This is a genomic window from Kamptonema sp. UHCC 0994, from assembly GCF_029167235.1.
GTDB lineage: Bacteria > Cyanobacteriota > Cyanobacteriia > Cyanobacteriales > Microcoleaceae > Kamptonema.
This window is the reverse complement of sequence record NZ_JARFTR010000039.1, coordinates 1-21,349: the sequence shown is the minus strand read 5'-3', so window position 1 is coordinate 21,349 and position 21,349 is coordinate 1. Positions and strand designations below refer to the sequence as shown.

General features: G+C 43.5%; 21 protein-coding genes and 1 other RNA gene. 9 read left to right on the top strand and 13 right to left on the bottom strand.

Annotated features, from left to right (window positions below):
* Positions 1-287: 287 nt before the first annotated feature.
* From PY364_RS03580 to PY364_RS03560, 5 genes are all read right to left on the bottom strand, one after another.
* Positions 288-632, bottom strand: a complete 345-nt coding sequence (locus PY364_RS03580) for a hypothetical protein (RefSeq protein WP_275520665.1) — start codon at positions 630-632, stop codon at positions 288-290.
* Positions 633-732: 100 nt separating this feature from the next.
* A complete protein-coding gene (locus PY364_RS03575) occupies positions 733-1,098 on the bottom strand; it encodes a type II toxin-antitoxin system VapC family toxin (protein ID WP_275520663.1) in 366 nt (121 codons plus the stop codon).
* On the bottom strand, positions 1,098-1,433 hold the full coding sequence (locus tag PY364_RS03570) for a hypothetical protein (RefSeq protein ID WP_275520661.1): 336 nt from the start codon (positions 1,431-1,433) through the stop codon (positions 1,098-1,100). Before PY364_RS03570 ends, PY364_RS03575 begins: the two co-directional genes overlap by 1 nt.
* Before the next feature lie 128 nt (positions 1,434-1,561).
* Positions 1,562-1,864, bottom strand: coding sequence for a hypothetical protein (locus PY364_RS03565; protein ID WP_275520659.1), 303 nt, complete (start codon positions 1,862-1,864; stop codon positions 1,562-1,564).
* A gap of 55 nt (positions 1,865-1,919) precedes the next feature.
* On the bottom strand, positions 1,920-2,102 hold the full coding sequence (locus tag PY364_RS03560; protein ID WP_275520657.1) for a hypothetical protein: 183 nt from the start codon (positions 2,100-2,102) through the stop codon (positions 1,920-1,922).
* 353 nt (positions 2,103-2,455) lie between these two features.
* Between PY364_RS03560 and rplU the strand changes: the two genes are divergently transcribed.
* Both rplU and rpmA read left to right on the top strand, forming a co-directional pair.
* The gene (rplU, locus tag PY364_RS03555; RefSeq protein ID WP_275520655.1) at positions 2,456-2,830 is read left to right on the top strand and encodes a 50S ribosomal protein L21; all 375 of its coding nucleotides are present in this window, start codon (positions 2,456-2,458) and stop codon (positions 2,828-2,830) included.
* A 27-nt stretch (positions 2,831-2,857) separates the two neighbouring features.
* Positions 2,858-3,148 (top strand): 50S ribosomal protein L27, encoded by a 291-nt coding sequence (rpmA, locus tag PY364_RS03550; protein WP_272031895.1) that lies wholly within the window; start codon positions 2,858-2,860, stop codon positions 3,146-3,148.
* Positions 3,149-3,222: 74 nt separating this feature from the next.
* On the opposite strand, the gene PY364_RS03545 is transcribed toward rpmA, so the two are convergent.
* On the bottom strand, positions 3,223-3,393 hold the full coding sequence (locus tag PY364_RS03545; RefSeq protein WP_275520652.1) for a hypothetical protein: 171 nt from the start codon (positions 3,391-3,393) through the stop codon (positions 3,223-3,225).
* Positions 3,394-3,407: 14 nt separating this feature from the next.
* Here PY364_RS03545 and hemB point away from each other — a divergent pair, with 14 nt between their 5' ends.
* Both hemB and PY364_RS03535 read left to right on the top strand, forming a co-directional pair.
* Positions 3,408-4,385 (top strand): porphobilinogen synthase, encoded by a 978-nt coding sequence (hemB, locus tag PY364_RS03540; RefSeq protein ID WP_275520651.1) that lies wholly within the window; start codon positions 3,408-3,410, stop codon positions 4,383-4,385.
* 500 nt (positions 4,386-4,885) lie between these two features.
* Complete coding sequence (locus PY364_RS03535) at positions 4,886-5,398, top strand: GNAT family N-acetyltransferase (RefSeq protein WP_275520648.1); 513 nt, start codon at positions 4,886-4,888, stop codon at positions 5,396-5,398.
* A gap of 209 nt (positions 5,399-5,607) precedes the next feature.
* Here PY364_RS03535 and metH read toward each other — a convergent pair whose 3' ends face one another.
* The gene (metH, locus tag PY364_RS03530; protein WP_275520646.1) at positions 5,608-9,201 is read right to left on the bottom strand and encodes a methionine synthase; all 3,594 of its coding nucleotides are present in this window, start codon (positions 9,199-9,201) and stop codon (positions 5,608-5,610) included.
* 143 nt (positions 9,202-9,344) lie between these two features.
* Here metH and PY364_RS03525 point away from each other — a divergent pair, with 143 nt between their 5' ends.
* The gene (locus tag PY364_RS03525) at positions 9,345-10,142 is read left to right on the top strand and encodes a hypothetical protein (RefSeq protein ID WP_275520644.1); all 798 of its coding nucleotides are present in this window, start codon (positions 9,345-9,347) and stop codon (positions 10,140-10,142) included.
* Positions 10,143-10,149: 7 nt separating this feature from the next.
* A complete protein-coding gene (locus tag PY364_RS03520; protein WP_275520642.1) occupies positions 10,150-10,578 on the top strand; it encodes a DUF488 domain-containing protein in 429 nt (142 codons plus the stop codon).
* A 58-nt stretch (positions 10,579-10,636) separates the two neighbouring features.
* Here the strand turns inward: PY364_RS03520 and PY364_RS03515 are convergent, their stop codons facing one another.
* The 4 genes from PY364_RS03515 to PY364_RS03500 all read right to left on the bottom strand — a co-directional run bounded on the left by PY364_RS03515 (position 10,637) and on the right by PY364_RS03500 (position 12,009).
* A complete protein-coding gene (locus PY364_RS03515) occupies positions 10,637-11,050 on the bottom strand; it encodes a hypothetical protein (protein ID WP_275520640.1) in 414 nt (137 codons plus the stop codon).
* Positions 11,051-11,226: 176 nt separating this feature from the next.
* Positions 11,227-11,598, bottom strand: coding sequence for a hypothetical protein (locus tag PY364_RS03510; RefSeq protein WP_275520638.1), 372 nt, complete (start codon positions 11,596-11,598; stop codon positions 11,227-11,229).
* Positions 11,599-11,622: 24 nt separating this feature from the next.
* An RNA gene (gene ffs / locus PY364_RS03505) (signal recognition particle sRNA small type) lies at positions 11,623-11,719 on the bottom strand.
* Positions 11,720-11,742: 23 nt separating this feature from the next.
* A complete protein-coding gene (locus PY364_RS03500) occupies positions 11,743-12,009 on the bottom strand; it encodes a YciI family protein (RefSeq protein WP_275520636.1) in 267 nt (88 codons plus the stop codon).
* Between the two features lie 139 nt (positions 12,010-12,148).
* On the opposite strand from PY364_RS03500, the gene PY364_RS03495 reads away from it, so the two are divergent.
* A complete protein-coding gene (locus PY364_RS03495) occupies positions 12,149-12,703 on the top strand; it encodes a 2'-5' RNA ligase family protein (protein WP_275520634.1) in 555 nt (184 codons plus the stop codon).
* Between the two features lie 407 nt (positions 12,704-13,110).
* Here the strand turns inward: PY364_RS03495 and PY364_RS03490 are convergent, their stop codons facing one another.
* Positions 13,111-16,752, bottom strand: coding sequence for a CHAT domain-containing tetratricopeptide repeat protein (locus PY364_RS03490; protein ID WP_275520632.1), 3,642 nt, complete (start codon positions 16,750-16,752; stop codon positions 13,111-13,113).
* Between the two features lie 941 nt (positions 16,753-17,693).
* Between PY364_RS03490 and PY364_RS03485 the strand changes: the two genes are divergently transcribed.
* Positions 17,694-18,518: a pentapeptide repeat-containing protein gene (locus tag PY364_RS03485; RefSeq protein WP_275520630.1), complete on the top strand. Its 825-nt coding sequence runs from the start codon at positions 17,694-17,696 to the stop codon at positions 18,516-18,518.
* Between the two features lie 109 nt (positions 18,519-18,627).
* On the opposite strand, the gene PY364_RS03480 is transcribed toward PY364_RS03485, so the two are convergent.
* Positions 18,628-19,902, bottom strand: coding sequence for an aspartate aminotransferase family protein (locus tag PY364_RS03480; RefSeq protein ID WP_275520628.1), 1,275 nt, complete (start codon positions 19,900-19,902; stop codon positions 18,628-18,630).
* A gap of 157 nt (positions 19,903-20,059) precedes the next feature.
* Between PY364_RS03480 and PY364_RS03475 the strand changes: the two genes are divergently transcribed.
* Positions 20,060-21,337 carry a ribulose bisphosphate carboxylase small subunit gene (locus PY364_RS03475; protein ID WP_275520626.1) on the top strand — a complete coding sequence of 426 codons (1,278 nt, stop codon included), beginning with the start codon at positions 20,060-20,062 and terminating at the stop codon, positions 21,335-21,337.
* Positions 21,338-21,349: the final 12 nt, after the last annotated feature.

Below are 21,349 nucleotides of genomic sequence, written 5' to 3'. Positions count from 1 at the left end.
GGCTAAAAATTTCAGGCGCACAGTGGAAATCGGAAAGTGTTTCCCAAATGTTACAACTGCGTTGTGCCTACCTGAATGGCGAATTTGCAGTTTAATATTTTTGTTTTTACCAAATCGGGATGCTCCCTAGACATAGGCTTTATGTTGAGATTTTTGACTCCTCTTGGCATTATATAGCAATTTCTGATGATAACATCTGAAATTTTTTTCCCGCGATCGCCTCTCTGTCCCCAAAGTGCGATCGCCTTTATCTTCCCAAAGTAGCGATCGCCTACTTTATGATTGAGTTAAGCAGTAGGATTATCCCCCTGATTCTGCTGATTTAGGAGAATATCAAGAGTGCGACGATTCTCCGTTTGTATCCCCCGAATTTCTTCTTGCTGTTGTGTCATAATTTGAAATAATTGCTGCCTTTCTTCCCTGGCCTCTGCTGCCACATTTGCTAACGCTTGAATAACCCTAGCATTACTCTCTATCAGGCGATTATTATTCTCTGTTGAGATCGCGATACTATCAACTCGCTTGGTCAAACTTTCTAACGAGTTAGCTATATTATCTACCCGATTAGTCAAACCTTCTACTGAGTTAGCTAATCGATCTAGCCTATCATCATCCCAGCGCTCTGTAGTCATAGATTTTTTTCCTGATTAATAGCTATTGAAAATTATTAAAGCTACCTGTTCAATTATACCAGATAGTCTAAAATTTTGCTCTCGCGATCGCCCATCTTTCTTAAGCCTCAAACGGGTTAATCAATGTGAGTTCAGCAATCCATCGAAAATCGCCTATATTTCTTGTCACTAAAGTTCTGCCATACACCAAAGCTGTTGCCCCAATAATAGCATCCCCAAGAGTCATTCTCCTCATCTGTCGTAACGCCACTGCTCGATCGAGTACAGCATTAGAAATCGGTAAAACCTCCACAACACTAAAAAATTCCTCAAAGTATAATCTATTATCTTCAGTTAGCCGATGATAACCCAGCACTTCAACGTAACTTACTGCCGATACAACTATGTCATGTTCGCCAATAAACTGCCTAACTTGCGCGTGTTCTGGTTGAGAAGCGTAGATAATAACATTACTATCAAGTAGCATTATTCATCCCTACCTGGAAGCGAACGATCTTGACGCAATTCTCGCTGCCATTCCACCGGATCGTTAATATCAGCACAGACATTACTTGCTGCAATTTTTTCCAATATTTCAACTGTTCTTTGGCGGCGAAACTCAGCCTCCATCTGTAGCACTTGAGATTGGTACTCTGGATCTTGTGCCATTTCAATCAGTGCTGCATCAATTTCCGATTGTTGACCCTGAGTTTGGGTTGTTACCCGATCGCGAACCAATACTGACAATACTTCTAACAATTGCTCTTGCTCTTCAAGAGTGAGATTTTGAGCCTGACTCAGTACATCGCTATAAGTAGACATAGGCTTTATGTTGAGATTGTTGACTCCTGTTGCTATTATATAGCAATTTCTGGCTATAATTTCTGAAATTTTGCTCCCGCGATCGCGCCTCTCTTCCCCAAAGTGCGATCGCCTACTTTATGATTGAATTAAGCAGTAGGATTATCCCCCTGATTACGCTGATTTAGGAGAATATCAAGCGTCCGTCTTGTCTCAATTCTTAAACCCACAATTTCTTCTTGCTGTTGCACAATAATTGCATTTTGTTGTTCCATCCTTTGAAATAACTGTTCCCGTTCTTCCCTTGCCTCTGCTGCCACATTTGCTAACGCTTGAATCACGCGAGCATTACTCTCTATCAAGCGATTGTTATTCTCAATAGCGTGACTATTACTCTCGACCGTATTTGCTAATCGATCTAGCCTATCATCATCCCACCGCTCTGTACTCATATATCTTTCTCCTTTGAAAATTATTAGAGATGCCTCTTTAATTATGCCAGATGGTCTAAAACTTTGCTACTACGATCGCTTCTGCTGCTAAAGCATCTAGGTTTCCCTTAACAATGTCTTTCTCTAATTGAATATCCCATCGTTGATAATCCAAATCCAAAAACCACTCTAACAACTCTCCCATCTCCTCTGGTGGAAGTTGCAGAATAGCGTTTTCTATCTGTTCAATAGTTAACATTTGCTTTTCCTGGTTCTTGAGTTTTCATAGTTCATAGCTATTGAAAATTCTTAAAGCTATCTATTCAATTATATTAAATCCTCTGAAATTCTCCAAAGTGCGATCGCTATTTGTTCATTATTGACCTATCAACTCATCGTATTCTATCTGCCTACCAATCCCAAACCAGTCCAGGTACTTGACAAAATCCCATCTATAAGCAATAATGGTAGATTGTCTGTCCAAACCCTGCTCGGATCAGGTTGAGACATTCCCAAAGCTGACAAAATACCGCAAAACAGATTGATTTCAACCTGTAGGCTTCGGCAAAACACTTGTCAGCTACCTGTACGGCAACCCAAATTACAACCAGAATGACTTACGCAATTATTGAAACAGGCGGCAAACAACTGCGAGTAGAACCCGGCCGCTTCTACGACATCGAACTGCTTCACGTCGAAGCCGAAGCTACAGTCACTATTGACAAGGTATTTCTAGTTCAGCATGGAGACGACGTTCACATCGGTCAGCCATTGGTTGAAGGTGCGACGGTAGAAGGTACTGTGCTCCGGCATTTCCGAGGTCGCAAGGTCATTGTCTATAAGATGCGGCCCAAAAAGAAAACTCGCAAGAAAAAGGGCCACCGCCAAGAAATTACTCGTTTGATGATTGATTCTATCAGTATCAAAGGAGATGCGATCGCAAAAAGAGAAGAGACGACACCAATCGTCGAAACTCCTTCAAAATAGAAAATAACAATTAAAGTTGAGGACATTATGGCCCATAAGAAAGGTACAGGTAGTACACGCAACGGTCGCGACTCTAACTCTCAGCGCTTAGGTGTTAAGCGTTTTGGCGGCCAAGTTGTTAAAGCTGGCAACATTCTAGTCCGTCAACGCGGCACAAAGTTTCACCCCGGTAACAATGTCGGTATCGGCAAAGATGATACTTTGTTCGCCCTTGTTGATGGCGTAGTGACTTTTGAGAGAAAGGGTAAAACCCGCAAGAAAGTCAGTGTTTATGGCAAGCCCGTAGTTGAAGCCGAACCCGTAGCGGTTTCGGCATAGTCAAAGGCTAAATTGAGAAAGCCGATTTCTTAACGGAATCGGCTTTCTCAATTATTTAGGACTTTACGCACACTTCACGTAACGCCGCCCTCTGGGCGGTAAACTAACCGCCCAGAGGGCGGCGTTACAGATACTTTTGCGTAAGTCCTCAGAAATTTACTTAAGCGTTGTGCTTTGGGGAAACCAGAAGTTCTAGACTTAGCAACAGGGCAATCATTATCAGCCCAAAAGTCTAACTGACTCAACACTTAAAAAAATCATGTTTCCAACACATCGCCCTCGCCGCCTTCGCCAACATCCCCAACTACGTCGGATGGTACGCGAAACGGTCTTGACTACTAACGATTTAATATATCCTCTGTTTGCCGTACCAGGGGAAGCTGTTGCCACAGAAGTTAAATCTATGCCGGGAGTCTACCAGCTATCAGTAGACAAAATTGTAGAAGAAGCAAAAGAAGTTTACGACCTCGGCATTCCCGCAATTATCTTATTTGGTATTCCTGAAGATAAGGATACAGAAGCTACGGGCGCATGGCATGACTGCGGAATTGTCCAAAAAGCTACCGCAGCAGTTAAAAAAGCTGTACCCGACCTCGTGGTAATTGTGGATACTTGTTTGTGCGAATATACCAGTCACGGTCACTGCGGCTATCTGCAAGTCGGAGATTTAACTGGTCGGGTTTTGAACGACCCCACACTGGAGTTACTGAAGAAAACTGCGATCGCTCAAGCTCAAGCTGGTGCTGATATTATCGCACCTTCGGGGATGATGGATGGTTTTGTGCAAGCAATTCGGGAAGGCTTAGACGGCGCTGGATTTGAGGATATCCCCATTCTTTCTTATGCAGCTAAATATGCCTCAGCTTATTATGGCCCATTCCGGGACGCTGCTGATTCAACTCCGCAATTTGGCGATCGCCGCACTTACCAAATGGACTCAGGAAATGGTCGCGAAGCCCTCAAGGAAGTTGCCCTTGACATCGCTGAAGGCGCTGATATGCTAATGGTTAAGCCAGCTTTGGCTTACATGGACATCATCTGGCGAGTCAAGGAAGCCACTAATTTACCAGTTGCAGCCTACAACGTTTCTGGTGAATATGCAATGGTAAAAGCCGCCGCCCTCAACGGTTGGATTGATGAACAAAAAGTCGTAATGGAAACCCTCACAGGGTTTAAACGCGCTGGTGCTGACTTGATTTTAACCTATCATGCCAAAGATGCAGCCCGTTGGCTCTAAGGCTGCGAGTAAGAAACTGGGCGGTTGAAACCGCATCTTGTCAGACAAAAACCGCCTACGCGGGTTATGAAGGTCTTGATTTTCCTTTAGTCCGCGTAGGCGGACTTCGTTTGTATAGCTGCGAATTCTATTCGCCAGGCCTTAAGTTGACTGTTTTTAAGAGATTTAGATAGTCGAAAATGTCATAAATCCATAACAAAAAAACTGAGATTTTTGCCAAAAAGTATTGATAATTACCGAATAGATGGATAATATATGAAAAGTAATAAGTAGGTGGATATAAAAAACAGTAGATGTCTTGTAGGGGCGGGTTTAGCCAGAGACTATACTATCAGGCACTTTTCCAGATAAAACCTGCCCTCCATTACGTTTACTCTCAGCTTTGTTGCCGGCATTATTAACAAAAAAATGGGCTGCTAAAGCGCGAATCTTTTAAAGCCGCCAGCATACAAATACACCAATTTCAGATAGTTTAAACCCAACTTGAAGGCAAATTGAGAATGAACTCAACCACGAGAGATTACCGTAACATTCAATTTTGTATCGGTTCTGAGCAGGTAGACCTACATCAATTACAAGGGTTGTTTAAAGGAGCAGCTTTTTGGGCAAGGGAGCGATCGCTAGAGGATTTAGAAACCGCGATCCGGTTCAGCGAACCAGTAGTTAGTGTTTGGGATGGCGATCGCATGATCGGGTTCGCTCGCGCTACATCAGACGGTATCTACCGCGCTACAATTTGGGATGTAGTCATTAACCCAGACTATCAAGGCGGCGGACTCGGCCGCAAGTTAGTACAAACAGTTTTAAGCCATCCTCGGATGTGTCGAGTCGAGCGAGTTTACCTGATGACAACCTACAAGCAGAGTTTCTACGAGCGCATTGGTTTCCAGTGCAATGCAAGTACCACAATGGTGCTTGAAAATCAACCCATAGATGCGAATATGGTGCTCGAAAATCAACCCATAGACGCGAACGTAGAAGTGACGTTTCCTCCTGTCAAGCTGACGGTATGAGCCTAGCTTTGATTTTTAATAGAGTATAAAAAGAGGTGCGATCGTACCTCTTTTTTATCATCTATAGCTATCCGTAATGCCGCCATCCTAGCGGTAAAGAAACCGCCAAGATGGCGGCGTTACATAACTCCGTAGCGCCGCCATCCTGGCGGTAAAAAAACCGCCAAGATGGCGGCGTTACATAACAAGGTGCGTAAGTCCCGATCTATCTAAGCAGTAAAATACTTTGCTGCTGGGTGATAAGTAATAATTGCAGTTGTCGATTGTTCGGGATAAAGCTGTTCGCTTTCATCCATAGAAAGGTTAATTCGATCGCTTCCTAACAACTCCAATTGTTTATACTGATCGGACATTTCAGGACAAGCAGGATAACCGAAACTATACCGCGATCCGCGATATCTTTGGGCTAACATATCCCGAATATTATCCGGTTCCTCACTCCCAAAACCTAACTCCCGACGAATTCGCGCATGAGTCCATTCAGCTATTGCTTCCGCAGTCTGTACCGCTAACCCATGAAAATACAAATAATCAGTATATTGATTATCAGCAAATAGCTTTTGTGCGAACTCCGTTGCAATGTTTCCAACCGTCACCGCTTGCATTGGAAACACATCAATTTTACCCGATTCTTTCGGTGCAAAAAAGTCAGCAATACACAACCGCCGACCCGACTTTTGCCGAGGGAAAGTAAATGTCACTACAGGCATTGTGGGGCGGGCATCTTGCCCGCCAGTCAAACCTATCGCAGGCAAGATGCCTGTGTCACTTTTGAGCATTTCTGGATCGTAAAGGTGTAAAGAATTGCCTTCAGATTGACAAGGAAAATACCCATAAACTACCTGTAGATGTAACAACTTCTCATTAATAATCCGCTGTTTCCATTCCTCCAAAATCGGGTAAACTTTCTCAGCTAAAAACCCATCATATTCTTCCCGCGATTGGTCTTTTGGCTTGCGATATTGCCATTGTCCAGCAATTAAAGCTTGTAAATCTAAATGCCAGAAAATTTCCTCAAAAGGTATATCTTCTCCCTCCAATAACTGAGTACCCCAAAAAGGCGGAATCGGGCGTTCAATATCCACCGCTACCGCCTCAGAACGTTTTGTATCTATCACTAATGGCGTTGCTGGTTCCGAAGTTTTCACCTCTTTTTTAGGTGTGACTTCTATTTTAGCTGCCCCATTGCCATTACCATTTTCTTCATCGGCAAAACCTGTTAAATCATCCCATTTTCCCTGGGATTTAGCAGGCATTAACTTATCCATAAAGTGCAAGTCGGAAAAGGCATCTTTGCCATAGACAACTTTACCTTTATAGGAATTTTGACAATCTTCATGGACAAACTTCGGAGTTAAAGCCGCACCCCCTAAAATTACGGGAACGGTAATCCCGCGCTGGTTAAATGTCTCCAGATTATCTTTCATAAAAGCTGTAGATTTAACCAACAATCCACTCATAGCAATACAATCAGCTTTATGCTGTTCGTAAGCTTCGATGATATTATCAACTGGCTGTTTAATTCCCAAGTTAATTACTCGGTAGCCATTGTTAGAAAGAATGATGTCAACTAGGTTTTTCCCAATATCGTGAACGTCGCCTTTAACTGTAGCAATGATAAAGGTTCCCTTGGCATTATCCCCTGATTCCGATTTCTCCATGTAGGGTTGCAAAAAGGCAACGGCTGCTTTCATAGTTTCGGCAGATTGCAATACAAATGGTAACTGCATTTGCCCCGAACCAAATAACTCACCTACCACTTTCATACCATCTAACAAGAAGGTATTAATAATCTCCAAAGGTGGATATTTTTCTAAGGCTGTAGTCAGCACTTCTTCTAAGCCAATTCTTTCGCCATCAATGATATGACGCTTCAAGCGTTCTTCTAAAGGTAGTAGTTTATCGGCACTGCGATCGCGCTTAGTTGTAGCACCTTCAAAGGCATTTGTCAACTCTCCCAAAGGATCGTAAATGCAAACATTGCCATCAAATTCTCGCCGATCGTAAATCAGTTTACGACACAATTCTTGATATTTTTCTTCAATTTTTGCCAGGGGTAAAATCTTATTGGGGCTAACAATTGCTGAATCCATCCCCGCCTGCATAGCTTCGTGCAAAAACATCGAGTTTAAGACTTGTCTCGCCGCTGGATTTAAGCCGAAGGAAATATTAGAAACTCCCAAAATAACGTGACATTCCGGCAATTCTTGCCGGATGCGGCGGATGGCCTCAATAGTAGATTTACCATTCGCCCTATCTTCTTCAATCCCCGTAGAAATTGGCAAGGCTAAAGGGTCAAAAAAGATGTCGTAGGCGGGTATTCCGTACTCAATGGCGGCGTGATAGGCGCGGGAGGCAATGGTAAATTTTTTGTCCGCACTTCTGGCCATTCCATCTTCATCAATTGTACCGATAACTATGCCCGCGCCATACCTTTTTGCTAATTCTAACACCTTATAAAAACGGGGTTCTCCATCTTCATAGTTAGTAGAATTTAACAAACATTTACCGCCAGCAGCTTTTAATCCCGCCTCCATTTTTTCCCACTCAGTGGAATCTAACATTAAGGGCAAAGTGGCATTAGTAACTAAGCGAGATACAACCTCTCTCATATCTCTTACGCCATCGCGTCCCACATAGTCAACGTTAACATCAAGAATGTGTGCGCCTTCGCGAACTTGTTCCCGTCCCATTGAGATTAAACCATCCCAATCTTCAGCATTTAATAAGTCACGACATTTCTTAGAACCACTAGCATTAAGTCGTTCACCAACTATTAAGAAAGAATTATCTTGGTCGTAAGGTTGGGCGCTATAAATTGAAGCAGCAGCGGGTTGCCAAGTTGTCTCGCGAACCTTGGGTTTAAGAGTTGTAGAAATTTCTGCTAATGCTTGAATGTGATCGTAACGAGTACCGCAACAACCGCCAATTACTTGCACTCCTAAGTCTTCTACGAAGTGCATTAATGCCATTCTTAACTCCATCGGCGTGAGTTTATAATGGGCGTGTCCGCCCACATTTTCCGGTAAGCCGGCGTTAGGAATACAGGAGACAACAAAAGGAGAATATTGAGATAAATATTTGATATGTTCGGCCATTCTGTCTGGGCCAGTGGCGCAGTTTAATCCTAAAATATCAATAGGAAATGGCTGCAAAATTGTCAAGACGGCGCTGATATCCGAACCTACTAACATAGTGCCAGTAGTTTCCATTGTCACCGATACCATAATCGGCAGCCGCGTACCTTTTTTAGTAAATACTTCTTCAATGGCGCTGAGTGCGGCTTTAATTTGTAACACATCTTGGCAGGTTTCAACTATTAATAAATCAACCCCACCATCAAATAGTCCTTCGGCTTGTTCGGCAAAGGCAATTTTGAGAGTATCAAAGTCGATGTGTCCCAGGGTTGGTAATTTAGTTCCAGGCCCAATGGAACCGGCCACAAATCGGGGTTTTTCTGGTGTAGAATACTCAACAGCAAGGCCTTTGGCGAGAGTCGCAGCGGCTTTATTTAAGTTATAGGCTTCGTGGGCTAAATTGTATTCAGCGAGCACAAAAGAACTAGCCCCGAAGGTGTCAGTTTCGATGACATCGGCCCCTGCTTCGAGGAAACCGCGATGGACTTTGGCGACGGCTTCGGGATTGGTGTAGATGAGGTATTCGTTGCAGCCTTCGTATTGCGGGCCGCCGAAGTCTTCAGCGGTAAGGTTTTGGAATTGCAGGTTGGTTCCCATTGCGCCATCGAAGACGATGACAGGCCGTGATGGGTGGTGGAGGCGTTGGAGGAAGGTACTATGGGTCATGGGTTAAGATTTTTGACGCTCTATTTTGATGAATTAGAAAATATGCTAACGTAGTTATTTATATAATAACTGATCTAGCCAGCCATGACTAGGGAAATACGAAAAAATTAGTTAAAATAACTCATACTGAATAAAAGAAAGATATGAAAAGAGAAAGAATTTTGATTGCCACCAAAACATATCCCTCGATCAGCCAAAAATATCGTGAAACAGTTTGTACAGCCGGAGTTCTTCTTGATAAGAAAGATGAACCTCTTCAGTGGATTCGGATTTATCCTGTTCGCTACCGTAAATTAGTTTTTGACAAGCAGTATCCTAGATGGGCTATTATTAGTGCTAATATAGAAAAAAATGATAAAGATTCTAGGCTGGAAAGCTATCGAATAGACGATACTTCGATTGAGATTATAAAAGAAATAGGAACTAAGGATAACTGGGAACAACGTAAGTCGTTTGTTTTGCCACTTGAGTTCAGATCGATTAATGATATTAAAGAGCAAGGTAAGTCTTTAGGAATTATCAAACCCAAAAATATAATTAAATACTATTGTGAAAAAAGCGATCGCGAGTGGTCGCCAAAACAGCAAGCAATTTTAGATCAGTTAGATTTGTTTGAGCCTCCTATAGAGCTTGAAAAAATCCCTTATAAATTTGGATATCAATTTATAGATCGAGATGATATTAACCATCGTTACAGTATTAGTGATTGGGAAATTAGTCAACTTTATAGAAACTGTAGAGATAAATCTCAAGCTCTTACAGTGGAAAAAAAGGAGGAGGAGGGTATAATAAAAGTTAAGCAAAAATTAGGAGGGGAGTTTTTGTCCAAAAAAGATTTATACTTTATTGTAGGTAATTTAAAAGATCATCGGCAAACTTTTATGATTATAGGGATCTTTTATCCGCCGATGCTGGAATATGAGCAGCTAAAATTGTTTTGAGAATAAAATGAAAACAGACAGTTCAGTTCTATCTAATAATCACTATATTCTCACGTTTGGATATGGCAATCGTAAAAACTATGAGATGTTTTTATGCTACCTCCAAAAGTATGATGTTAAATGTGTTGTTGATGTCAGAATCAGTCCTCGTGCTTGGACTCGGAGATGGTACGGAGAGCAGATTAAAGAACTTTGTTTTTCAAACAATATTAAATATATCTCTACGACCTCTTTAGGAAATATCTCAGGAAAGGAGAATTGGATACCACCAAATCAAGAAGAAGCGGATGCAGCATTAAATAAAGTTGCAGAAATCGCTCAAGGAGGTACAATTTTATTGCTATGTGCTGAAATGGATCACCATCGATGCCATAGAGTAGACGTTGCTAATGAGCTAGAAAAATTAGTTTCCCTACCAGTTAAACACTTAGATTAAAATCTCGTAAACAGCCACTATAAAAATGCGATCGCACCCTTAAAAAATTCCCCCTAAATTATTCTCTCTCAGCTTCCCAATCAGGACAACTCTCAGACTCTACACCCGAAGGGTGCATCGCACAAACTAACAAATTCCCACCATAAATATGACCGTGATAATTAGAACAACCCCTACAAGCTGGCTGCTGAATTGGCGAAGGATCTACATAAGTCACAATCGAAAAATCTATCTCATTTATCTCTGGATCTAATTCTCTAAAAACCTCAATAATTGGTTCAAGCAACTCACTAAAATAGTTGTCGAAATCATCGATTACACTATTTTGTATTTCTTCTGTCACTTCCTCGGAAAACTTCGCCAGTGAGTCCAACATTTCGGCGAACTCTTCACTTGCATCGGTGAGGAACTTCTCTACCTCAGAAACAGCAGTTTCCAGTACCGCCACAAAACTTTTTTGCCACTCTTCCATTGATTTGTCAGCTCGATTTTTAAATATTATTAACAAAATCAAGGTGCAATGGCTTGCACCTATTTAATTCTATTACCTTTTGCATAGGATTAGTACACCTTACCGACGATGAATGCAGAAACTAAGGGTGGTAGAAGTGCGATCGCACTCAACCCCGTCATAAAACTTTACAAAGCCTAATCCTGCTTCAGTTGGCGGAGTTCATCTTGTAACTGCTGCACCTGTTGACGAAGCTGATCGACACCGCGATCGCTTTTAGTAGAGGGTTCTTCATCTTCCGAAACAATTTCTATCAGGCGCGGTTCAGAAAGTTTTTCCGGTTCAGAAGGCGACTCACCGGACTGCTGCTGTGCCTGTTTCATCATATCATCAACGAAGCGGCGGCCTTCATCCGTCGTCATTTCACCGCGCTTTACCAATTCATCTGCCAATTTTTGGGCTTCAGTCCGCAACTCGCCTAATTTGCTACTTGCTTTCTCGCCAGCGTAGGAAGCCAACCCCACACCCAAGTAAACTGCTTTCTGTAAAATATCTCCGAAACCCGGCATAGCAAGTACACCTCCCTTAAACAAGGTGAACCGGAGTTCACGCCTATTGCAAGCATCCCGTATTGCTGCTGCCTTCCGGCCCTGACAAAGTTTGGGCGTTACAATCGCGTAAGTCCGGCTCATTTATGAGTATAACACAACTTTTTATTCTTCAACAACACACCACTGATAAACTTCGTAGGTAACGCAACCATTGACTACCAACGGATCTTTAGCCGCGATCGCGATCGCCTCCTCCATCGAGTGCGCCTCAAATAGCAGCATCCCGCCGCCGCGCCGCGCCCAGTACCCCGTCTTCGCCTTGTGCCCCTTAGCAATCAACTCTCGCACATAAGCGCGATGAGCGGGTACATACTGGTCAAAAATGGACTTTTCGACAATTCCCTTCTCAATCTTGACAAACCAAGGCATTTTTGCTTTTCAATTTTAAACTTTATCATTTATATTAAGTAATAGTTTATAGCAAATTGCACAAACTAATAATTTTCTCTTCCTACTCTGTTCCGCTTCTGTAAATTCCTCTGTGTCTTTGTCCTGCAACGATAAACTTATGGAAAACCTGCAACACCGTTACTTTATCGCCCTCCTACCTCCGCAAGAAATTCAAGAGCAGATTACTGAAATCAAACAGTATTTTGCCGAAAAATACGCTAGTAGCGGCGCTTTAAAATCGCCACCCCACATCACCCTACAACCGCCTTTTAAATGGATGACACAGGAAATTAGTAAAGTAGAAGAATGCTTAGAGAAATTTGCGATTGCCCATCACCCAATCCCCATTAATCTATCAGGTTTTGCTGCTTTTCCACCCCGTGTTATTTACGCCAACCCACTCAAAACCAAAGCATTATTAGATATTCAAAAAGATTTGATGACGCATCTAGAGACAACTTTAGGAATTACCGATCCAGTTTCAAAAAATCGCACCTTTACACCACATATAACAGTCGCATTTCGAGACTTAACAAAGGAGAATTTCAAAGCAGCATGGTCGGAATTTAAGCAAAAAATGCTCTATTCTAAGTTTACCACATCTCAGTTGACACTATTAATTCACGATGGCGATCGCTGGAACATTAGCCGTGAATTTCCCTTTTCGCTATAACTTAAGGAGCAAAAGAATTTAACTATAGCAACCGCTTTTAGCGGTTAAGATGCTCCGATGCTCAGGGAAGAAGGGAAAGAAGGGGAAGAAGAGAATAGAATCAGTCAGTTTGGTGAAAATCAAAACGTCCTAACCGACGAAAGCGGTTGCTATATCTCGTTATTATGTCAATTTTTTTACCCTAAATACTTGATAGTAACCTACAGGATATCAACTAATATCATGTCCGGTTAAATACTTGTCATTGCGAGCGAAGCGAAGCAATCCCGAAGCAATCACAGAGACTAGGCGATTGCTTCGCTTGGCTCGCAATGACAGATAGTAAGTAATTTGCCGGACATGATATAACAACTAACAACTAACAACTAACAACTAACAACTAACAACTAACAACTAACAACTAAGTATTAAATCCCAGTAGCTGTAAAAGCTGCCCAATGATAGGGATTAGCAAAAGGACAAGGTTTACGGTTGCGTGTTTGCTGCAAAGACGCTTCAGCGATCAAACGTTGACCTTGAGGTAACTGAGCAAATATCTGTGCAATTTGACTTTGAAAATTACTCAGTAGAGTTTCAAATTCCTCGCTAGTTAAATCTCGAAGCCATTTCTGAGCAGAATTGAGAGCGATCGCAATATCTCCCACTTGCACTCTCTGAAGGTGACTGAGATTGTCATAAAACTTGCCGATCAAAAACAATGTCGAAACGTCGCTCACTTTCCAAAGACTACTGACAATACTCGGAGTACCAGCATACATCAACCCCGCCGCCAAATTAACACAATCAGTAATCCCTTTCACCTCTCCAGCGCCAGTTTCACAAACAGAGAGAGTCATTAACCGGAATTGACGCAAGTCTAGATTAAAAATTTCCTCCAAAGTCAGAGATTCCTTACCCAAAAACAAAGCAGATTCCAACGGATTTTCAAAATTTAACAAACCCTGACAGGCGAAGTGAATACCAACACCCTGTTGTTGTTGCTCTCTGTGAATTAACTGGCGATCGCCAACCCCAATTAATTGATAAAGCGCCTCTTTTACCCCAATTCTATCCCCTAAAGTTTCCGTACTTGGGAAATGCTGGCGAATCGCGCTCATTTCCAGATTGCTATAGATCGAATCTTTAGCAAAATTCTGAACAGCAAAGAGTTCCCGCACTGGCGAAGTCCCCCGGAGATTCCGCCGCCCAATTTGGCTCAAACGCAACATTTGACAGTTGGGAGCATAACGGATACCCCTGGAAAATCTATCAATTAAATATTTAGGAGGTGGGGAAGATGGGGAGCTCTTGAGCGGGGGAGCAGGGGGGAGCGGGAGATTCTTTTCACCTTCGCTTCTAGCTCGTGCTGCGCCTAGCTCTTGCTGCCTATCTTCCCCATCTCCCCCATCTCTCTCATCTCCCCCATCTTCTCCCTGTTCCTCCTCACTCCCCAAAGGCAAAGCATGAATAGGCATCAGATGTAAAAATCGGTGTCCGATCGCAATTAGCCGATCGCAATGTTCTGGAATACACTCTACAATTCGATCGATTTGTAGAATTTCTGCTAGGCGGCTCAATCTAGCTGCGAGTTGATTTACCCAGCGGCCTTTTTGTTCAGAATAAGCACTTAAATATTCTTCGGCCCAATCTTCCAAAGCATCTGCATTTTCTGGAGGACAAACCCAAACAATGGGACGATCCATGTCAGAGAGGATAATAAAACAGACCAACATCTCCTCTAAACTTGCCCATTCCACGATCGCGCAATTCCGATCTGGTAGTAATTCCTGAATTTGTTCAAAGGCGATCGCTTCCACTTTTTGAGTGATGCTAAAATACGGGTCAAAAGAGACTATCTCGCGAGAAATCAACTCGTCCCACTGGTGCCACAATTGAGTTAAGCGGGTGAAGTCCACACTCAGAGGCATTGAGGAATTATTCAAATCCGGCCGTTCTACCCCTGAACTACGACTAATATTAACTTCTGACTTCGTTCCCCCATCGACCCGCCGCTCTTCTGTAGCTATTTCCTCTCGTAGCAAAACCAACTCATCTTGGACGTATTGGGGAAGTTCCGCTTTCGGATACAAGTAGCCATTGGCGAGGAGTTCCACAAGACTACGAGCTTTATAGCGTTGCGTATATTCTAGGGCCTTGGCGTAATAATGAGATTCGTTGGCTCCTAATTTCAGACAGAGTTGCACCAAAGATTTGTAAAGTATAGTCCAGGTTTGAGCGAACTTTTGTTTCAGGATACTGGCTTCGCGATCGCTTCCCCCTCTGCGTTCCCCCCGCAGGAATTCAACGGTTTCTACAGCCGAGACAAAAGTGTTGTAAGCTTGCAGCAATTCTCCCTGCGCTTGGTAGGCGAGGCCTTGGTAAAACAATGTTTTGGCATGACTGTGGGGATGAGCTTCCCTGGTGTAGACTTCCAAAGCATTGTCATAACAAATGACTGCGCTTTTGAGGTTTTCGGCTCTGTTACCCAGCATCAACTCGCAAAAGGCGCGACCGAGATATGATTGCAGCATTGCCCAGCGATCGGGAGATTTCAAACGGCTATAGATTGCACAAGCATTTTGATAACAGACGATCGCCGTTTTGAGGTTGCGGGCTTTTTCTCCTTTCTTATGTTCGCTCAAAGCCCGACCCAGATAAGTTTGTAGCATTGCCCAGCGGTCGGGAGATTTTGGCTGTGAATATACTTGCAAAGCTTTTTGATAGCAGGCGATCGCTGCTTCTAAATTTTGAGCTCTGTCTCCTTTGAGCCGCTGGTTATAAGCTTTGCCCAGATAAGTTTGAATCGTCCCCCAGCGATCGGGAAACTTCCTACGGCTGTGAACTTCCAAAGCATTACGGTAACAGGCGATCGCTGCTTCCAAATTATCCGCCCGATCTCCTTTAATCCGTTCGCTAAAAACTCGACCTAAATTATTTTGAGTAGTCGCCCATTGTGTCGGTAAACTCTCGCGAGTCCGCACCTGTAAAGCCTTTTGATAGCAATCTACAGCCCGTTCCAGATTATCAGCACGACTACCTCGTAGTCTTTCACTATAAGCATTTGCTAAATTATTTTGCGTCGTCGCCCAACGACGGGGAAAAGACTTACGGTTGTAAACTTGTAACGCACTTTGATAGCAAGCTATTGCCAATTCTAAATTCTCTGTGGGATCTCCCCTGAAGCGACGGCTGTAAGCGCGACCGAGATTATTTTGAGTTGTTGCCCACTCTTTCGGGAAAGTATCGCGAGCTCGCACCTGCAAAGCGTTTTGATAGCAAGTGACTGCCAATTCTAGATTATCGGCGGCAAAACCTTTGATGCGATCGCTATAAACATTCCCCAGATTATTTTGTAGCGTTGCCCAATGTTCCGGGTACTCTTCGGGAGTCCGTACTTCTAAAGCATTTTCAAAACAGGCGATCGCCCGTTCTAGATTCAGGGCTCGTTCTCCTTTAATGCGATCGCTATAAGCATTACCCAGATTATTTTGCAACGTCGCCCACTGTTCCGGGAACCCCTCACGGGTAAAAACAGCCGCCACCACCTCATAACCTGCAATTTCAATCTCCAAATTGTTCGCCCTGCTACCCAGGGGGAACCGCCCAATAATAATACTCAAATTACCAATCTGAGCCGCAATCCGTCTTGCCTGTGCGGGTTCAGCTTCCGATAAAATTGCAGTTGCCCAACTGTGTAGCAGTTGCGCGAAATGTTGATCCAGCTTATCTAAATTGGCAGACAGCAGCGGATAAACTGCTTGCGGTTCAGAATTGTACGCCACTGCCTGCAATACTTCCCCCAGAAAAGTAAGATACTGTTCTGGACTTGCAGCCCCAATCGATTCCCTCATCGCCTCTTCCAAAGGAGCAAGCAAATTTTGGAAAAATTTAGCAGCATTAACTAACCCCTCTTGCGTTAGGGACGGCACTGCCAGGTAAAGTGTTTGCACTAACCCGTAGTCGATTAAGTCTGAGTCGGCACTCAAAATTAATTCTGTTCCTGTATCGCTAGAAAAGTCCAGTAGCACTCGAAGCATATTAAAATCAGTTTCGCGGCGTTGTTCGTCCATCGTGACTCGAAGGAAGAAGGAAGAAGGAAGAAGGAAGAAGGAAAAAGAAAGAGGGAAGAAGGAAAGCAGTGGCTATTCCTTTATAGCCAATTGAATCAGGAACCCTGGAAATTTTAATAAATATTTTCCCTACTTTAGCACCAAACTTAGGGAAACTGTATTACTATAATTCCCCAAAAAACCGTTTTGTTGAATATAAAAACGGCGATTAGACATTGGCTAACTACAGAAAGCCTATCACCTTTACTAACAAAAACATAATTGGTAAACTCAAACTTAAACGAATAAGGAACTTACACTTTATACAGTTTGACCATATTCTCAGAATCAAAAATATGGTTAAAAATCATTGTCTAGCAAAATCTATTAACGACACATCTTGGTATCAGTTCCGAGTTTAGATCGAGTATTTTGGCAAACTGTTCAATAAAAGCCTCTACTTTTTATTCCTTTCAGGGCAAGTATAGCAACCGCCAAGGCGGTTAGGGGCGCTTAGGCTAGGGGCGCTTAGGCTAGGGGAAGCGTGAAAGAAGGGGAAGAAGGGAATAGAATCAGCGAGTTTGGTGGGACTCAGAACGTCCTAATCGCCTTTTTGAGCGCTTGAGGTCGTGAGATAAACAGACTCAACAATATACCTCTTCTTGTCCTTTTGGTCAAGGTTTGCTCAAAGCACTTTGCCATCAAGCATAAAAATTAATTATGATAGTGGAGTAATAATGAGGGGTTAAACCCCTCATCTATCGCAAGAGGGATGACGAATGTTAAGATTTAGAAGTTAACTCCCTTGAATTTAATCAGGTTGAAAAAGAAAAGTAAATCATTCCTTGTGCGCCTGAATTTATTCCTGGGAATTCCCAGTCCCAGTCTCCCTTTGATAGAAAAAGCAAACCAGGGCTTACCGATCGACAAAGACTCAGCAGTTTGCCGTAGAGGATAGGAATATGAGTGGAAATACCGCGCACATCAAACGGTTGTTAGAAACCAAACAATGTCAGGGAGGAAATCTCAGCGATGCCAATCTGGCAAGATTAAAACTCAGCGGCGCTAACTTGACTGGTGCGGATCTGAGTTTTGCCAATCTCAACGGTACGGATCTCAGCGGCGCTAATTTAAGTGGTGCGGATCTGAGTTTTGCTAACTTAGTTGGTGCTAATCTGGCTAATGCTGACTTGAGCGGTGTTGACTCCAAGGGAATCAACCTCTTTGATGCAAACTTAAATGGTGCTGAGTTGAGCGGTGCTGACCTAGGTTTTGCCAATTTAGTCAATACAAATATGCTTCATGCCAATTTGAGCGGTGCTGACTTAGTTGGTGCCAATTTGGTTGGAGCTAACCTCAGCGGTGCGAATCTCAGCGGTGCCGACTTAGGTGGTGCGAATTTAGGTAATGTAAAGTTGGTGAATGCTAAGTTGCTCAACGCTGACCTTAGAGATGTCAGATTAGTTGGTGGGGATCTTACAGATGCGGATCTTCAAGATGCGGATCTCAGAGATGTGAATTTATTGAATGCTGACTTGAGTGGGGCTAATCTCAATGGAGCCAACCTCAGCGGCGCTAATCTCAGTGGGGTTAATCTCAGTGGTGCGAATATGGATGGCGCTATTGGAATTTACATGGACACGCCTGTGGAAATGCGACGCAGCGAACCGCGAAAATCTAGTGTTACACAGTCGGTTTTGTCTTATATGAGTTTGCCTCAAGCTAGTGTCCCATCATCTGTAACGCAAAACTCCAGTTCAAATGGTACTTTACCTCGTTTGGGTTAGCAGCAGGGTTGATTTTTCGGTACGTAGTTGGGCTTTAGCCCTCTTATGGCAATCTATAAGAGGGCTAAAGCCCAACTACGTACCTTCTTAAGGAGATATCTCTATCGAGTTACCGGGATTCGCAGGAGACGATCGCATTTTCTAATGCTTCTAAAGCTCGATCTACTTCAGCGGCCGTTACAATTAAAGGCGGGACAAATCGAACTACTTTCGGGCCTGCGGGTACTAAGAGTAAGCCTTTTTCTATGGCGGCTTTGACGAGTTCGATAGAAGTTAGCTCAATATCAGCTTTTAATTCCATCCCGTTAATTAAACCCCAGCCGCGTACTTCGGCGATGAGGTGGGGATATTTAACTGCGATCGCGCTTAACCCTTTTCTCAACTGTTCCCCTCGTTCGTTTACATTCGCCAGAATGCCTTCTGCTTCTAGGGTTTGGCAAACTGACAATGCCACCGCGCACACAAAGGGATTGCCGCCAAAGGTGCTGGCGTGACTCCCCGGTTCAAATACATCGCAGAAAGATTTACACAGCATCGCCCCGATGGGGATACCGCCGCCTAATCCCTTGGCGGAAGTGAAGATATCGGGTTCAATGTCTAAATTTTCATAACCCCACATTTTGCCGGTGCGGGCCATGCCGACTTGCACTTCGTCGAGAATCAGCAAAATGCCTTTTTCGTCGCAGATTTGGCGTATCCGTTGGAAATAGGCGATATCTCCGGGACGGACTCCGCCTTCTCCTTGTAAGGCTTCCAGCATGATTGCAGCTACTTGGCGCTCATTGGCATCGAGTTCGGCGATCGCACTTTCCAATGCTTCAATATCGTTATAAGGCACATAGTGAAATCCCGGCATCATCGGGCTGAAACCCTTCTGATATTTGGGTTGTCCCGTAGCCGTGACAGTTGCCAGCGTCCGTCCGTGAAAGCTGTCGCGAGCCGTTATAATCATCGGATTAGCGATGTTTAACTTCTCGTGAGCGTACTTCCGAGCCAGTTTAATTGCTCCTTCATTTGCCTCTGCACCAGAGTTACAAAAGAAGGCTCTGTCGGCGCAGGAATGCTCTGTAAGCCACTTTGCCAACTCTCCCTGTACGGGGATGTAGTAAAGGTTAGAAACGTGGTGTAGCGTTTGAATTTGGCGGGTAACAGCTTCAATCATTACGGGGTGGGCGTGCCCCAGGGTACAAGTGGCAATCCCCGCGACGAAATCCAGATATTCGCGTCCTTCAGTATCCCATACACGGCAACCTTGACCGCGTTCTAGGGCGATGGGAAAGCGCCCGTAGGTTGTCATCACGTAGCTGTCGAAGCGATCGCCGCTGAAAGGGCTCGACTCGTCGGATTGTAGAAAAGGCTCTTTTACTAAGGTTTCTGGGCTCACGAATGGCTCCTAAATTATATAGAAATCTTTTTGGAGTGGGCAAAAATACGATTTGCGTATTGTATCAAAATTTCTGGCAATGATTGATAGTGCGATTACTTTTGTCATAGAATGCTAACAGTAAGAAGAATCTGCGCGATCGTTGAATTATAAACCGATGAGTTATTACATTTCTCCGTCTTTTCTTGATAAGGTAGCCGTTCACATCACTAAAAATTTTTTGGATCTACCTGGAGTTAGAGTTCCTCTAATTTTAGGAATTCACGGCCGCAAAGGGGAAGGCAAAACTTTTCAGTGTGAGTTAGCTTTTGAGCGTCTAGGTTTTGAACCTGTGACTATATCGGGGGGAGAATTAGAAAGTCCCGATGCCGGAGATCCGGCGCGGTTAATTCGTCTTCGCTACCGAGAAGCGGCAGAACAAATTCGCGTTCGCGGTGAAATGTGTGCAATATTTATTAACGATCTAGATGCTGGTGCTGGCAGATTTGATAGTACAACTCAGTATACTGTTAATACTCAGTTGGTGAATGCCACTCTGATGAATATTGCTGATAATCCGACTAACGTGCAATTGCCGGGAAGTTATGACAATACGCCGCTACATAGAGTACCGATTATTGTGACTGGAAATGACTTTGCTACTCTGTACGCGCCGTTAATTAGAGATGGTCGGATGGAGAAGTTTTACTGGGAACCCAATCGCGATGATAAGATTGGAATTGTCAGCGGTATTTTTGAGGCGGATGGGATGCCGCTAAGTGAGATTGCGGAATTTGTGGATGCGTTTCCAGACCAAGCTATTGACTTTTTTAGTGCTTTGCGATCGCGCATTTATGATGAACAAATTCGCGAGTTTATTCATAAGATAGGAATTGAAAAGGTTTCTAAGCGGTTGGTAAATAGTGTGGAAGCAGCGCCCCATTTTCCTAAGCCTAATTTTAGCCTGTCTCGCCTAGTGGAAATTGGCAAAGCGATGGTTGGTCAACAGTACCGAGTTAAGGAAATGCGACTGGTTGAGGAATATAATCAAAATCGGTTATTTGGCAGTCAAAATCCTGGGGAGGTTTCCTCTAATTCGCAGCCACAAAGTCAACAAGAAAATGGGCAAGATAAATATTACAAAGCCTACATGGAAAAAGTTAGTAACGGCGGGAATGGTAAAAGTTCTCAGCTTAATTCAGCAGTGCAAGAACAGGTGCAACAACTTCTAGCACAAGGTTGTAAAATCGGGATAGAATATGCAGATAACCGTAGATTTAAAACTGGTTCGTGGCAAAGTTGCGCTACGATTCAAAGCAATGGAGAAAAAGAGGTAATTGCCACTTTAGAAAGTTGTTTGGCTGAACATGGCGGGGAATATGTGCGGTTAATTGGGATTGACTCGAAGGCTAAGCGGCGAGTAGTTGAGACGATTATTCAGCGTCCGAATATTTGACGTAACGCCGCC

Coding starts and splice junctions, on each gene's coding strand:
- rplU (WP_275520655.1), top strand. CDS start 2,456: ATGACTTACGCAATTATTGAAACAGGCGGCAAACAACTGCGAGTAGAA.
- PY364_RS03535 (WP_275520648.1), top strand. CDS start 4,886: ATGAACTCAACCACGAGAGATTACCGTAACATTCAATTTTGTATCGGT.
- PY364_RS03575 (WP_275520663.1), bottom strand. CDS start 1,098: ATGCTACTTGATAGTAATGTTATTATCTACGCTTCTCAACCAGAACAC.
- PY364_RS03490 (WP_275520632.1), bottom strand. CDS start 16,752: ATGGACGAACAACGCCGCGAAACTGATTTTAATATGCTTCGAGTGCTA.
- PY364_RS03570 (WP_275520661.1), bottom strand. CDS start 1,433: ATGTCTACTTATAGCGATGTACTGAGTCAGGCTCAAAATCTCACTCTT.
- PY364_RS03510 (WP_275520638.1), bottom strand. CDS start 11,598: ATGCCGGGTTTCGGAGATATTTTACAGAAAGCAGTTTACTTGGGTGTG.
- PY364_RS03525 (WP_275520644.1), top strand. CDS start 9,345: ATGAAAAGAGAAAGAATTTTGATTGCCACCAAAACATATCCCTCGATC.
- PY364_RS03565 (WP_275520659.1), bottom strand. CDS start 1,864: ATGAGTACAGAGCGGTGGGATGATGATAGGCTAGATCGATTAGCAAAT.
- PY364_RS03485 (WP_275520630.1), top strand. CDS start 17,694: ATGAGTGGAAATACCGCGCACATCAAACGGTTGTTAGAAACCAAACAA.
- PY364_RS03475 (WP_275520626.1), top strand. CDS start 20,060: ATGAGTTATTACATTTCTCCGTCTTTTCTTGATAAGGTAGCCGTTCAC.
- PY364_RS03520 (WP_275520642.1), top strand. CDS start 10,150: ATGAAAACAGACAGTTCAGTTCTATCTAATAATCACTATATTCTCACG.
- hemB (WP_275520651.1), top strand. CDS start 3,408: ATGTTTCCAACACATCGCCCTCGCCGCCTTCGCCAACATCCCCAACTA.
- rpmA (WP_272031895.1), top strand. CDS start 2,858: ATGGCCCATAAGAAAGGTACAGGTAGTACACGCAACGGTCGCGACTCT.
- PY364_RS03560 (WP_275520657.1), bottom strand. CDS start 2,102: ATGTTAACTATTGAACAGATAGAAAACGCTATTCTGCAACTTCCACCA.
- PY364_RS03515 (WP_275520640.1), bottom strand. CDS start 11,050: ATGGAAGAGTGGCAAAAAAGTTTTGTGGCGGTACTGGAAACTGCTGTT.
- PY364_RS03580 (WP_275520665.1), bottom strand. CDS start 632: ATGACTACAGAGCGCTGGGATGATGATAGGCTAGATCGATTAGCTAAC.
- metH (WP_275520646.1), bottom strand. CDS start 9,201: ATGACCCATAGTACCTTCCTCCAACGCCTCCACCACCCATCACGGCCT.
- PY364_RS03500 (WP_275520636.1), bottom strand. CDS start 12,009: ATGCCTTGGTTTGTCAAGATTGAGAAGGGAATTGTCGAAAAGTCCATT.
- PY364_RS03495 (WP_275520634.1), top strand. CDS start 12,149: ATGGAAAACCTGCAACACCGTTACTTTATCGCCCTCCTACCTCCGCAA.